Source organism: Pseudonocardia benzenivorans CB1190, from assembly GCF_000196675.2.
Taxonomy (GTDB): Bacteria; Actinomycetota; Actinomycetes; order Mycobacteriales; family Pseudonocardiaceae; genus Pseudonocardia; species Pseudonocardia benzenivorans.
The window spans coordinates 1,035,767-1,048,569 of record NC_015312.1 but is presented as its reverse complement, the minus strand read 5'-3'; the positions used below and the strand labels follow the sequence as shown (position 1 = coordinate 1,048,569).

At 73.2% G+C, this 12,803-nt stretch carries 16 protein-coding genes; 11 read left to right on the top strand and 5 right to left on the bottom strand.

Annotated features, from left to right (window positions below; all coding sequences use genetic code 11):
- The first annotated feature begins 5 nt into the window (after positions 1-5).
- Entirely contained in the window at positions 6-302 is a 297-nt protein-coding gene (locus PSED_RS05070) for a 4a-hydroxytetrahydrobiopterin dehydratase (RefSeq protein ID WP_013673180.1), read from the top strand.
- A gap of 9 nt (positions 303-311) precedes the next feature.
- Here the strand turns inward: PSED_RS05070 and PSED_RS05065 are convergent, their stop codons facing one another.
- Positions 312-752 carry a VOC family protein gene (locus PSED_RS05065; RefSeq protein ID WP_013673179.1) on the bottom strand — a complete coding sequence of 147 codons (441 nt, stop codon included), beginning with the start codon at positions 750-752 and terminating at the stop codon, positions 312-314.
- An 89-nt stretch (positions 753-841) separates the two neighbouring features.
- Between PSED_RS05065 and PSED_RS05060 the strand changes: the two genes are divergently transcribed.
- The 3 genes from PSED_RS05060 to PSED_RS05050 all read left to right on the top strand — a co-directional run bounded on the left by PSED_RS05060 (position 842) and on the right by PSED_RS05050 (position 3,431).
- Complete coding sequence (locus PSED_RS05060) at positions 842-1,453, top strand: CGNR zinc finger domain-containing protein (protein WP_013673178.1); 612 nt, start codon at positions 842-844, stop codon at positions 1,451-1,453.
- Positions 1,454-1,646: 193 nt separating this feature from the next.
- Positions 1,647-2,714 carry a 3-deoxy-7-phosphoheptulonate synthase gene (locus PSED_RS05055; RefSeq protein WP_013673177.1) on the top strand — a complete coding sequence of 356 codons (1,068 nt, stop codon included), beginning with the start codon at positions 1,647-1,649 and terminating at the stop codon, positions 2,712-2,714.
- A 120-nt stretch (positions 2,715-2,834) separates the two neighbouring features.
- Positions 2,835-3,431, top strand: a complete 597-nt coding sequence (locus PSED_RS05050; protein ID WP_013673176.1) for a dihydrofolate reductase family protein — start codon at positions 2,835-2,837, stop codon at positions 3,429-3,431.
- On the opposite strand, the gene PSED_RS05045 is transcribed toward PSED_RS05050, so the two are convergent.
- Positions 3,409-4,311, bottom strand: a complete 903-nt coding sequence (locus PSED_RS05045) for an SRPBCC family protein (RefSeq protein WP_013673175.1) — start codon at positions 4,309-4,311, stop codon at positions 3,409-3,411. The two genes, PSED_RS05050 and PSED_RS05045, sit on opposite strands and share 23 nt — an antisense overlap.
- Positions 4,304-4,618: an ArsR/SmtB family transcription factor gene (locus PSED_RS05040; protein WP_233899302.1), complete on the bottom strand. Its 315-nt coding sequence runs from the start codon at positions 4,616-4,618 to the stop codon at positions 4,304-4,306. The genes PSED_RS05045 and PSED_RS05040 overlap by 8 nt, the downstream gene beginning before the upstream one ends.
- Before the next feature lie 299 nt (positions 4,619-4,917).
- Between PSED_RS05040 and PSED_RS05035 the strand changes: the two genes are divergently transcribed.
- The 5 genes from PSED_RS05035 to PSED_RS05020 all read left to right on the top strand — a co-directional run bounded on the left by PSED_RS05035 (position 4,918) and on the right by PSED_RS05020 (position 9,847).
- Positions 4,918-5,277, top strand: coding sequence for a hypothetical protein (locus PSED_RS05035; protein WP_013673173.1), 360 nt, complete (start codon positions 4,918-4,920; stop codon positions 5,275-5,277).
- A gap of 829 nt (positions 5,278-6,106) precedes the next feature.
- Entirely contained in the window at positions 6,107-6,229 is a 123-nt protein-coding gene (locus tag PSED_RS35470) for a hypothetical protein (protein WP_325176137.1), read from the top strand.
- Between the two features lie 67 nt (positions 6,230-6,296).
- Positions 6,297-6,464, top strand: a complete 168-nt coding sequence (locus PSED_RS35465; RefSeq protein WP_325176136.1) for a hypothetical protein — start codon at positions 6,297-6,299, stop codon at positions 6,462-6,464.
- A 46-nt stretch (positions 6,465-6,510) separates the two neighbouring features.
- The gene (locus tag PSED_RS05025) at positions 6,511-8,820 is read left to right on the top strand and encodes a UvrD-helicase domain-containing protein (RefSeq protein ID WP_488656642.1); all 2,310 of its coding nucleotides are present in this window, start codon (positions 6,511-6,513) and stop codon (positions 8,818-8,820) included.
- A gap of 7 nt (positions 8,821-8,827) precedes the next feature.
- The gene (locus PSED_RS05020) at positions 8,828-9,847 is read left to right on the top strand and encodes an LLM class flavin-dependent oxidoreductase (protein ID WP_013673170.1); all 1,020 of its coding nucleotides are present in this window, start codon (positions 8,828-8,830) and stop codon (positions 9,845-9,847) included.
- On the opposite strand, the gene PSED_RS05015 is transcribed toward PSED_RS05020, so the two are convergent.
- Positions 9,813-10,244 (bottom strand): hypothetical protein, encoded by a 432-nt coding sequence (locus tag PSED_RS05015; RefSeq protein WP_013673169.1) that lies wholly within the window; start codon positions 10,242-10,244, stop codon positions 9,813-9,815. The two genes, PSED_RS05020 and PSED_RS05015, sit on opposite strands and share 35 nt — an antisense overlap.
- 553 nt (positions 10,245-10,797) lie before the next feature.
- Positions 10,798-11,418: a TetR/AcrR family transcriptional regulator gene (locus tag PSED_RS05010; protein ID WP_041760475.1), complete on the bottom strand. Its 621-nt coding sequence runs from the start codon at positions 11,416-11,418 to the stop codon at positions 10,798-10,800.
- A 109-nt stretch (positions 11,419-11,527) separates the two neighbouring features.
- On the opposite strand from PSED_RS05010, the gene PSED_RS05005 reads away from it, so the two are divergent.
- Together PSED_RS05005 and PSED_RS05000 are read left to right on the top strand one after the other, a co-directional pair.
- A complete protein-coding gene (locus tag PSED_RS05005; RefSeq protein ID WP_013673167.1) occupies positions 11,528-12,058 on the top strand; it encodes a DUF4863 family protein in 531 nt (176 codons plus the stop codon).
- A gap of 65 nt (positions 12,059-12,123) precedes the next feature.
- Positions 12,124-12,771, top strand: a complete 648-nt coding sequence (locus PSED_RS05000; RefSeq protein ID WP_063821936.1) for a nitroreductase — start codon at positions 12,124-12,126, stop codon at positions 12,769-12,771.
- Positions 12,772-12,803 lie beyond the last annotated feature (32 nt).

The window sequence follows — 12,803 nt, the reverse complement described above, 5'->3', positions numbered from 1 at the left end:
CCCGCATGGCCGATCTCCTGGACGACGCCGCGATCACCGCCGCCCTCGCCGACCTGCCGGGGTGGGAGCGTGCCGGCGACTCGATCGTGCGCACCGCGGAGCTGCCCGACTTCCCGACGGCGATCCGCGTGGTCGGCGAGGTGGCCGACGACGCCGAACGCGCCGACCACCACCCCGACATCGACATCCGTTGGCGGACACTGACGTTCCGCCTCTCGACGCACTCGGCGGGCGGCCTGACGGCGAAGGACACAGCGCTGGCCGCGGAGATCTCCGCGCGGGTCGCCGCGGCCGGTGGGTGACCGGACCGGTCAGAAGAACCCGCACGTCGGGCCGTCCGACGGTGCGGCGCCGTCGGCGCCTGCCGCCGCGTAGATCTCCAGCCGGATGCCGTCGGGGTCGGCGAAGAAGATGCCGCCCGACGACGCGCCCTCGGCGTGCGGGACGACGCCGTCGTGGAACAACCGGGCGCCCGAGGCGCGGACCCGCTCCTCGGCGGCCCGGACCGTGTCGATGTCGTCCACGAGGAACGCCAGGTGGTGCAGCCCCGGCCGGTCCGTCGGGAACTCGCCCGCGCTCTGCTGCCAGAGGGTGACGACGAGCTCGCCGTCGATGCCGAGGAACACGTAGGGCCGGTCGCCCGTCTGGTCCCCGGCAATGACCTCGAACCCGAAGACCTGCTGGTAGAAGGCGGTCGACCGGGCGAGATCGGTGACGTTGACGCCGACGTGACCGGTCTGGAGGGCTGCCATCGATGGCTCCGTTCTCACGCTTTCCTGGACTATATCCATGAGAACCTAGGAGAACGATCTAACGGGGTCAAGGCGGGTTAGCATTAGATATGACCGACGTCTCCGGCGGCGCCCCGCTCCTCGGGGAGCCCCTCTCGATCGAGCTGGCCAACACCAGCTACGCGGTACGCGGCCACCTCCGCGAAGGCCTCGAGAACCCGCAGCAGCTCGCCCGCTGGCTCCACGACGTCCGGCTTCTCCCCGTCGTCGATGCCACCGCCGTCGATGCCACCGCCGTCGATGCCACCGTCGTCGATGCCACCGTCGTCGATGCCACCGACCTCGCGGCCACCCGCGCGCTGCGCGACGCGATCCGGCGGCTGGCCGCCGCGACCGTCGACGCCCGACCCCTGCCCGCCGACGCGGTCGACCTCGTCAACCGGCACGCCGCCGCCCCCGCACGCTGGCGTGAGCTGCGCGCCGATCCCGAACCGGGCACCGTCGCCCGCAGCGCCGGCGGCGCCGTCGCGACCGCGTTGTCCGAGATCGCCGCCGACGCCGTCGACCTCCTCGGCGGCCCCCGCCGCCACGACCTGCGCGCCTGCCAGGGCCCTGGCTGCGTGCTGTTCTTCGTCCGCAGCGGCCGTCGCGAGTGGTGCTCGCACGGCTGCGGCAACCGTGCCCGCGCCGCCCGCCACTACGCACGCAACCGCGCGACGTGACCATGCTCCCTGGCGGGCCGGCGGGCGCGTCGGCTACTGTCGCGCCCGTGCAGCGCTGGTACTGGTTTGGACGCCCGGCCCGGGATGGGTCGGCGGGCGATCCGCTGCGCTGACCATCGACCACCCCGAGCCGGACGGACCGGCTCGCGGTGACGACGGGCGGGTCCGATCCTTTGAGAGGACGACCCCCGTCATGACCAGCCTCGACATCCTCGGCGCTCCGTCGCTCGACGCGCAGCGCACCGCAGGGATCAGCCCGCTGATCTCCCCCGCCCTGCTGCGCTCCGAGCTGCCGGCCGACGACACCGTCGCCACCACCGTCACCCGCGGCCGGTCCGAGGTGGTCGACGTCCTCGACGGCCGCGACGACCGGCTCGTCGTGGTCGTCGGCCCGTGCTCGATCCACGACGCCGACGCCGCGCTCGACTACGCACACCGGCTCGCCGCGCACGCGCAGGCGCTGCACGAGGACCTCGTCGTCGTCATGCGGGCGTACTTCGAGAAGCCGCGCACGACCGTGGGCTGGAAGGGCCTGATCAACGACCCCGACCTCGACGGCACGTTCAAGGTCAACAAGGGGCTGCGGATCGCCCGGTCGCTGCTGCTCGACATCTGCGCGCTGGGCCTGCCCGTGGGCTGCGAGTTCCTCGACCCGATCACCCCGCAGTACATCGCCGACGTCGTGTCGTGGGGGTCGATCGGGGCGCGGACGGCCGCGAGCCAGGTCCACCGCCAGCTGTGCAGCGCGCTGTCGATGCCCATCGGGATCAAGAACTCCACCGACGGGGACGTGCAGATCGCGGTCGACGGGGCCCGCGCCTCTGCGGGCAGCCACGTCTTCATGGGCATCAACCCCGACGGCCTCGCATCGCTGATCACGACGACCGGCAACCCCGACTGCCACGTCATCCTGCGCGGCGGCAGCGGCGGCCCGAACTACTCGGCCACCGACGTCGCCGCCGCGCTCGGGACCCTCGCCGGTGCCGGTCTCCCCGAGCGCGTCATCGTCGACGCCAGCCACGGCAACTCCGGCAAGGACCATCGCCGCCAGCCCGTCGTCGCAGGCGACCTCGCGCGGCGGATCGCGGCCGGCGAGTCCGGGGTCGTCGGGGTGATGCTCGAGAGCTTCCTGGAGGCCGGCCGCCAGGAGATCGGCCCCGACATGGTGCGCGGCCGCAGCGTCACCGACGCCTGCATGGACTGGTCCACCACCGCCGGCGTGCTCGACGACCTCGCCGCCGCCGTCCGGGCCCGCCGCTGACGCCGCGGCGCGCACCTCTCGCGGCGGCCCGTCGAGCCGCTCCGATGAGTCCGGGCGCCCGCGTGCGTTGAACGACTCGAACGGTCCGCAGGAGGCGGGCCGCACATCGAGGAGGCCGACATGGCACGGGTGATCGCGGACATGACGATGTCGCTGGACGGCTTCATCGCCGACCCCGACGACGGGGTCATGGAGCTGTTCGGCTGGTTCGGCGACGGTGACGTCGAGACCCCCTCGCACATCGACACGCTCACGTTCCGGACCTCCGAGGCGAGCGCCGCCCTGCTGCGCGAGGCGCTGGCGCACACGGGCGCGTTGGTCTGCGGGCGGCGGCTCTACGAGGTGACCAAGGGCTGGGGCGGCGCACACCCGATCGGCGCCCCGATCTTCGTCGTCACGCACGAGCCGCCCGCCCAGCCCTACGCGCCGGGCGCCACGTTCGTCACCGACGGCGTCGCGGCGGCGATCGAGCAGGCGAAGGCGGTCGCGGGCGACCGGGACGTCGTCGTCGCGAGTGCGGAGATCACCCAGCAGTGTCTCGTCGCGGGGCTGGTCGACGAACTGAGCGTCAACATCGCGCCGGTGCTGCTCGGCAGGGGCATCCGCTGGTTCGACCGCCTGGGCGACACCCCGATCCGCCTCGGCGACCCCCAGGTCGTCGAGGGTCGCGGCGTGACGCACCTGCGCTACCCGGTCACTCCTGGCAGCTCGTCTTGAGCCCGGACTCCAGGGTGACCGCCCACGCCGTGGAGCAGAACGCGAACCAGCGCGCGCCCGGCGCCCAGCCGGCGTGCTCGAAGCGCAGAACGGTGAACTCGTCGCGGGAGACGTAGGCGTCGAGCGGGGGCGCGACGTCGGCCTTCTTCACCGTCGTCAGGTCGAAGGAGAGCCGCGTCCCACCCCAGTCCGACGCCGGGTTCCCCGGGTCGTCGAAGCCCCCGAGGCAGGTCCATTCGACACGCTCGCCGTCGACGAGGTCGGTGACGCGCATGCGCAGCGGGACGCCGAAGCCATGGTCGAACTCGACGACCCCGCCGACCTCGGCATCCGCCGCGACCGCACGCCCCCACCAGCCGTCGAGGCCGTCGCGCGTCGTGAGGGCGGCGAAGACCGCCTCCTGCGGTGCCTCGATCCAGATCTCGTGCCGCATCGCCTGCCCGTCGGCGCCCCGGCCCGCGGTGACCGCGCTATCGAGACGGCGCAGCATCTCCGTCCACCCCTGCTCGTGGTCGGCGGTCGCCGACGACGGCAGGTCGTGGTGCACGAGCCGGACCCTCGTTCCGGAACCGTTGGGCCGCAACGTGACCTCGACAGTCGTCGAGTCCGGTGGCACCCCGATCTCCGGCTCGGTGAACCCCCAGGTGAAGACGACACGACGCGGTGGGTCGACCTCGACGAAGCGTCCGCTCATGTGGAACGACCGGTCGCTGCCGCGGTCGTCACCGGGATGGACCTGCACACAGACCCCGCCCGCGCACGGGTCGAGGACGGCCTCGTCGGCGAGCCAGCGGGTGAGTTTCGCGGGCTCGACGAAGAACGCGAACACCGTCTCCGGCGCCGCATCGATGTCGATCTCACGGACGACGGGCTCAGCCATCTCGGGTCCTCTGCTCGGCTTCGGCGGCTTCCTTCAGTGCCTGCAGGCGGCCGGCCCAGAACCGGTCGAGGAACTCCCTCACCTCGGCGAACCCCTCGGGACGGGCGCGGTAGAGCCGGCTGGTCCCGACCCGGCGCTCGACGACCAGCCCCGCGTCGCGCAGCACGCGCAGGTGCTGCGAGACCGTCGGCCGGGCGACGTCGGGGAACTGGGCCGCGATCTGCCCGGCGGCCAGCTCCCGGTCCCGCACGAGGACCAGGATCGCGCGCCGCCGCGGCTCGGCCACCGCCTCCCACACCGCCTGCACGCTCCTCAGCGTAGGCGTCAACCTACGTAGGTCAACACCTACGCTCTGGCTTCGGCGGGTAGTGCATCCGCCGGCGCGGGTCAAGCGCACGGCCGGTGATCGACCACTGTTCGTCACGACCCGCGGTGACGATGAGTTCACTCGATCAAGACCGTGTCGCCCGGGTGGCCATCGGTTGCTCACACGAACCGGTGGGAAACCACGTCGTCGACTGCGCTCGGCGCGTTTATCACGGGGACGCTCGCGGATCCCCGTCACCGGTCGGGGGCGCGACGTATCAGAGAAGAAGGAGGAACCGCATGCGCAAGTCCACCCGGACCGTGCTCGTCGGTGCCGCCGCGCTGCCGCTCGCCATCCTGACCCCGGGCCTGGCGTTCGCCGACGAGGCCGCTCCCGCCGCGGGCCCGCTCGACGCCGCCACCGGTGCGCTCCCCGCACCGGTGGCCGACGCGGTCGGCACGGTGGCCGGCGCGCTCCCGGCGCCGCCGTCGCTGCCGAACCTGCCGGTGCCGCTGCCCGTCGACCCCAACGCCGTCGCGGGCACCGTCCTGGGCGCCCTGCCGCTCCCGGCCGCTCCCGCCGCCGACTCGGCCGCTGCCGACACGGGCGCCTCCGACGACTCGGGCGACTCGGGCGACTCGGGCGCCGCGTCCGAGTAGGACCGTCCCGCACGCCGGTGGCCCGACCGACGACGTTCGGGTCCCCGGCGCGCCCCGCCCGCCTCCCGGTGATCAGCGTATGCGGGACAAGGCGCACGTGGTCGCACTCCGCGCCTCTCACACCGCAGGGCCGGCCGCTCCCCCCAGGGCGACCCGCACGCGAGCCGACACACCCCGGCAGGCCCCGCCCCTGCTCGTGATCACCGTTTCCGGGACAAGAGCGCACGTGGTCGCGCCCATGTCCCACAGAGGGCGATCACCCCGGGGCCCACGCCGGGGGTACCGACAGAATCGGGCCCCGCGCCGGTCAAACCACCCGGCCCAGCCCCCTCACTGCAATCCGCACGTGCGCCGACGTCCCGGCCGGCCTGCCGACTGCCCGTGATCGGCGTTTCCGGGACCTGAGCGCAGCTGGTTGCGCCCATGTCCCACATCCGGCGCAGCGATCACCCCGGCCGCGCCCCAGCGCCGTCACCACCAGCGCCGTCACCACCCAGCGCGCAAGGCCGACGCACGGCGACGAACCCGGGGAGCCGTAGTGAGATCGCGCGGGCGCCGCCTCAACGCCCGCAACCTCAACGCCCGCAGCCCTGTCCACGCCGGGGTCGCGCACCGGCGCCACCGCCACCGCCTACAGCCACCGCCGCAGCCACAGCCACAGCCACGCCAGGCGGGGGCGCCGACCGCCTCGACGGTGCGGCGCCGGCGACCCGTCGACTCCTGCCCGAACCGCACACCCGGCGACACACCCCGGAACGCCGGCCGCGCGCTCGTGATCAGCACCTGCGGGTCACAGAATCCCGGCGATCACGTGACTAGCCTCGGACACGTGCGCATGTCGTCCTCGCCCTTCGCCCCGCTCGTCCGGCTCGTCAACGCGGCGGTGTCCGCGCTCGCGAAGGCGCCGGTCGTCGGACGGTTCGTCAGTCGCGGCATCACGGAGATCACCTAGCTAGGTCGGCCGCCGGACGGGGCGCACGTTCCGCACGCCCGTCGGCTACCGCCGCAGCGGTGACGATGTGCTGATCGGCGTCGAGTTCCCCGACGCGAAGACGTGGTGGCGCAACTTCCTCGGCGACGGCGGCCCGCTGACGCTGACCCTCGACGGCACCGACCGGACCGGCCACGCCGTGACCACGCGGGACGATCAGGGACGGGTCTCGGTGCGGGTCCGACTGGACGCATAACACCCGAAGAATTGCGGAACGAGGTGCGGGAAAGCTATTCTGACGAGTGCCTTCAGAATGCGAGAGTGCACCTCTACAAGTCAATTCTAACACAACCCCCGACCCCGCTGGAACACCCCTCGTCGAGCAAGAACTGGCCGGGGAGAACGCCCGGATCCGGCGGATGCACGCACTGCTCACGGCGGAGCTCGAGTCCGCCGCGGCGCACGCCCGCGGCTCGCTGGCCGAGCGGACCGGCGGGGAGCTGAGCGCACGGTGGGAGCGCGACGTGTCGGTCCATCGCTGGTCGGAACGGGTGGCGTCGTTGACCGCGGCCCGCTCCGGGCTGTGCTTCGGGCGGCTCGACCGCACCGACGGGTCGACGACCTACGTGGGGCGGGTCGGCCTCACCGACCCGGCCGATGGCGAGAGCGCACTCGTCGACTGGCGAGCACCGGCGTCGCAACCGTTCTACTGCGCGACGCTCGCGTCCCCACTCGGAGTGACCCGGCGCCGCCATTTCCGGATCGCCGGAACCGCACCGGAGGAACGCGTCGTCGATTTCCACGACGACGTGCTCGACCGCGACACGGATTCCGGTTCTGCCTCGGATCCGGCGCTGCTCGCCGCATTGCGGGCGCCGCGGGGGTCGACGATGCGCGACATCGTCACGACGATCCAGGCCGAGCAGGACGCGATCATCCGGCTGCCGCTGTCCGGCGTCGTCGTCATCGAGGGTGGGCCGGGGACGGGCAAGACCGCGGTCGCGCTGCACCGCGTCGCGTACCTGCTCTACTCGCACCGGGACCGCCTCGCGCGCAGCGGCGTGCTCGTGGTCGGACCGAGCGCGGGCTTCATCCGCTACGTCGGCGGGGTGTTGCCGGCACTGGGCGAGTCGGCCGTCGTCTTCACGACGCCGGGGCGGCTGGCGCACGGCGTCGTCGCGACGGCCGTCGATCCCGACGACGTGGCCCGCACCAAGGGCGACCTCTCGATGATCGACGTGCTGCGCCGCGCCGTGGCCGACCGGCAGGGCCTGCCCGCATCCCCGATCGCGATCGAGCTGGAGGACGTCACCGTCGAGATCGACCGGAGGATCGCCGCGGAGGCCCGGCGGCGGGCGCGGGCGACGGGGCTGCCGCACAACGCCGCGCGGACGACGTTCCGTGATGCGCTGGGCGGGCTGCTGCTCGACCAGGGCCTGAAGAAGCTCGGCCACGACCTGGAGGACCCGCCCGAGCTCGCCGAGCTGTTGCGCGACCTCGACATCCCCGAGATCGACCCGGCCGGCGCCGCGCAGGTCACCGCGGAGATGCGCGCGGAGCTACGCGACGACCTGCGCGCCGACCTCGGTTTCCACGCCGCCGTCGAGACGCTGTGGCCGCTGCTGACCCCCGAGCAGGCCCTGACCGACCTGTTCTCCTCGCCCGAGCGGCTGGCCTCCGCCGGCGACGGGCTCGGCGGGCTGTTCCGGCCCGCGGGATCGCCCTGGACCGTGGCGGACGCGCCGTTGCTCGACGAGCTGGCCGAGCTGCTGGGTCCGCTTCCCGACGCGCCCGCGCCGACACCCGACGAACCCGACGGCCGCTACGCCGCCGAGGTGTTGAGCATCCTGGAGGTGGCCGACCGGCAGATCGCGGGCGAGGACCCCGACGAGGCGCGCCCCACGGACTTCGTCACCGCCGACGTCCTCGCGCAGCGGCAGGTGCCCTCCCACCTGGCGAGCGTCGCCGAGCGCGCGGCCGGTGACCGCGACTGGCGCTACGGCCACCTCGTCGTCGACGAGGCGCAGGAGCTCTCGGCCATGGACTGGCACGTCCTGCTGCGACGGTGTCCGTCGGGTTCGGTCACCGCGGTCGGCGACCTGGCGCAACGCAGCGCGCCCGGCGGTGCGCAGGCGTGGGCCGACGTGCTGCGCCCACACCTGGGCGACCGTTGGACCTACCGGACGCTGACGGTCAACTACCGCACGCCGTCGGAGATCATGGCGGCGGCCGGCGAGGTACTGGCCGAGTTCGCGCCGGACCGGCGGCCGCCGGAGTCGGTGCGCTCCACCGGCGAGGACCCGTGGCGGCGGACGGTTCCCGCGGAGTCGCTGGCCGCCGAGGTCCGGAAGGCCGTCGAGACGGAGGTGGCGCAGCTGGGTCGCGGGACGCTCGCGGTGATCGCCGCCGACGTCGACGGTCTCGACGGCCTTCCCGCCGAGGTGCACACTCCGGTGTCGGCCAAGGGCCTCGAGTTCGACGTCGTCGTCATCGTCGAGCCCGAGCGCATCCGTGCCCACAACCCCGCCGACCTCTACGTCGCGATGACGCGCGCGACCCGGAGGCTCGGCCTGGTCTCCGCCGCGGAATGCCCGACGCCGTCGAAAGGTTAGTTGAAACATGAAGAAGATTGGGTTCCTGTCCTTCGGACACTGGTCGGAGTCCCGACACTCGAGGGTCCGCTCGGCGTCCGACGCCCTGCTGCAGTCCATCGAGCTCGCGGTCGCCGCCGAGGAGGCGGGGGCCGACGGGGCGTACTTCCGGGTGCACCACTTCGCCCGGCAGCTCGCGTCCCCGTTCCCGCTGCTCGCCGCCGCCGCGGCCAGGACCAGCACGATCGAGCTGGGTACCGGCGTGATCGACATGCGCTACGAGAACCCGCTGTACATGGCCGAGGACGCGGGCGCGGCCGACCTGATCTCCGGCGGCCGACTGCAGCTGGGCATCAGCCGCGGCAGCCCCGAGCAGGTCGTCGACGGCTTTCGCTACTTCGGCCACGTCCCGCGCGAGGGGTCGACGGACGCCGAGATGGCTCGCGAGCACACCGAGGTCTTCCTGGAGGCGCTCAAGGGCGAGGGCTTCGCGCAGCCCAACCCGCGGCCGATGTTCGCCAACCCGCCCGGACTGCTGCGACTGGAGCCGTACGCGCCGGGGCTGCGCGACCGGATCTGGTGGGGCGCAGGGTCCCGTGCCACGGCGGAGTGGACCGCCGAGCAGGGCCTCAACCTCATGAGCTCGACGCTGCTCACCGAGGACACCGGCGTGCCGTTCCACCGGCTGCAGGCCGAGCAGATCCAGCGCTACCGCGACGCCTGGGCCGCGGCCGGGCACGAGCGGGAGCCGCGGGTCTCGGTGAGCCGCAGCATCTTCCCGATCGTCAACGACCTCGACCGGCAGCTGTTCTGGCACGAGCGGCACAGCACCGACCAGGTCGGGATGCTCGACGGCGGCAACGCGCGGTTCGGGCGCACCTACGCCGACGAGCCCGACAAGCTCGTCGCCGAGCTCGCCGAGGACGAGGCGATCGCCGCCGCCGACACCCTGTTGCTGACGGTGCCCAACCAGCTGGGCGTCGAGTACAACGCCCACGTGATCGAGAGCGTGCTCACCCACCTGGCCCCGGAGCTCGGCTGGCGGTGACCCCCGCGCAGTCGGACGCGGGCGCCTGCCCCGTGCGGCAGAGGTTCTGCAGCTGGACGTCGCCGCTCGTGGGCCCGCGCCCCGCCCGGGTGCCGGGGTCGAGATAGCCCTGGTACTCGGCGCAGCTCGGGTCGAACCGCCCGGCGGCGACGGCGCGCTCCCCGCAGCCGGGGGCGGCATCGGCGGCCCCAGCGCGTCCGCGGGTGACCGCCGTGGTCGGGTGACGCGCCACCGCGGTCGGGTGGCCGGCGGTCGTCGTGGGGGCGGCCGGGGCGCTCGACGCGGGCGGGGCGGTGCCGGAGGTCGGGTCGGGCTGGGCCGCGTCGGCGGGTGCACAGGCGGCGACGAGCACGACGACGAGCACGGCCGGCCCGCCCCACCACCGCTGCCCGCGCATCACGCCCACCTACCCCGCTCCGTTCGGGACGACACGTCCCGGGGCGGCAAGGGTGCGGCATGAGGCCGCACCTCCACCGCGCACTGCACGCAACTCGACCCGATCGGACGACGGCGGCGCGCCCGGGTGCACTGGTCGGTGCAGCTGGCCGCGGAGCACGCCGTCGAGCGTCGCCCCCAGGTAGTGCATCGCCCGTGGGACGGAGAGCGGCGACGCGCGCCCACCCCGCGGAGCGGGTGCCGCGGAGCGGGCGACGACGTGAGCCGGCCTCGACGTCGCACCGGTCGTCGGCAACGTGCTAGCGAGCCGACCCCGCGGGCGCCGCTGCCGGGTCGCGTGCCGGACGAACGGCGCTCCGCCGGGGAGACAGTCCGCGCGCGTGGACCAGGCGCGTCGCCTCCGCGCGGCGTCCCCGGTCACGGCGCGCCGAACATCGTCGTCGCGTTGCCCGCGGGGTGGGCGGCGACGATCGAACCCGCGCGGATTGCCCCTCACGCGAGCTGCACGGCGCGGCGATGGGGTCCGCGATCCCCGGGCTCGCCCGCCGGTCGGCTCACGTCGTCAGCGCCGGCCACAGCGCCGCCGTGACCCGCGCGGCGAGGTCGCCCTGCCCGTGCTCGCCGCGGAGGAACGCCGCGTAGTACGCGCCGAAGCACAGGGTCGCGACCGTGTGCCGGTCCAGGTCGGGCCGCACCTCGCCGCGCTCCTGGAGGGCACCGAGGACGTGCTCGACGAGTCGCACCCGTGGCTCCACCGCGTGCTCCTTGACGTGCGCGAGCAGTTCCGGGGTGCGGAGCGTCTCCCCCATGAAGTTGCCCATGAGAACCATCGCGTCGGGATTGAAATAGCACGGGTCGACGCGACGGACGGCCTCGGTGAACGCCTCCCGAGCAGGCATGCGGTCGAACGGTTCGGCGGGGTAGCTGGCCTGCTGGCGGCGGAATCCCCAGTCGAGGGCATCGATGGTCAGCTCGAGCTTGCTGGCCCAGCGCCGGTAGATCGTGGGGCGGGAGACGCCGGCGTCGGTGGCGATCTCGCTCAACGACATCGCGGTGTAGCCGTCGAGCACCAGCCTGCGTCGGGTCGCGGTGATGATCGCGTCGTCGAGTGCCGGGTCGCGGGGGCGGCCACCCCTCGCGGCGCCGGGCGGGGACTCCTCGGGCGAGACGCTCATGGCGGCCATTGTGGCTCACGATCCGGACCATTTTAGTTACAGGTCTTGCCTGTAACGAAACCTCGTCCTAGTGTCCCTTCGACACCCCCTTAGGGCCTGGAGGAGCGCCATGGGTTGTACAGCCGAGGACCTCGTCGAGCGCAGCATCCCGTTCGTACGGGAGATCAGGAACCGCACGCCCGGCACCGCACTGGAGACCTGGCTCAACGAGCAGCACGGACCCGGCACCCCCGTCTACGACGACCTCGCTGCCATGGTCACCGAGGGCGTCCGAGCCGGCTGGGCCGCGAACATCGAGGTCGACGGCCGCCGCTACCGGCGCAGCCGGATCGCCGAACCGCAGGAGCGGCTCGACTGGTTCAGCATCACCGCCGTCTACATGGACAGCGTGGCGGAGTTCCGCGGGCAGTACCACCAGCACCCCTACGGGGAGCTGAACCTGGTCGTGCCGCTGCACCCGGGTGCGGTCCTGCGCGGACCGAACGGCTGGTGCGGTGCCGGTTGGACGGCCCCGGCACCCGGGAGCCACCACTACCCGGAGTCGAGGGGCGGGGCCGTCATCGCCCTGTTCTACCTGCCGGCCGGGCGCATCTCCTACGACATCTCCCCGCCGGCCGATCAGGACCGGGCCGCGGTGTGAACCACAGCCCCGCCGTCGCCGAGCGGCCGGCGGACACCGGCGGGCGCTCGGTCACCGACACACTCATGACGCGCCGGAGCGTGCGCGCGTACCTCGACCGTCCGGTATCCCGCGAGGTGGTCGCGGAGATCCTTCGCCTGGCCGCGCGGTCGGCGAGCAACTCCAACACCCAGCCCTGGCACGTGCACGTGCTGACCGGGCTCGCCAAGCGCAGGCTCACCGACGACCTGTGGGAGGCGCTCGACCGCGGCGGCCAGGTCGCGACCGATTACGCCTACCAGCCGGCCGAGTGGTGCGAACACCTCGCCGGCCGACGCAAGGAGTTCGGCGAGAACCTCTACCGCACCGTGCTCGGCATCGATCCGGACGACCACCGGGCCCGGCACCGCCACCATCGCCGCAACTACGATTTCTTCGGGGCGCCGGTGGGCCTCGTCCTCACCGTCGACCGCCACTCCCTGGGCGGTGGCCTGGTCGACGCCGGCGCGTTCCTGCAGGCCGTCGTGCTACTGGCCCGCGAGCGCGGCATGGACACCTGCCCGCAGGCATCGTTCCTCGACTTCCACCCGATCCTGCGCCGCCACCTGCGCATACCCGAGCACCACTCGGCGGTCTGCGGGATCGCCATGGGCTTCGCCGACCGGGAGCACCGGCTCGACCGACTCCGCACGGGACGCGCGCCCGTCGAGTCCTTCACGACCTTCCACGACTGATCGACGGCAGCGGAGGAACAGATGTCTGCAGC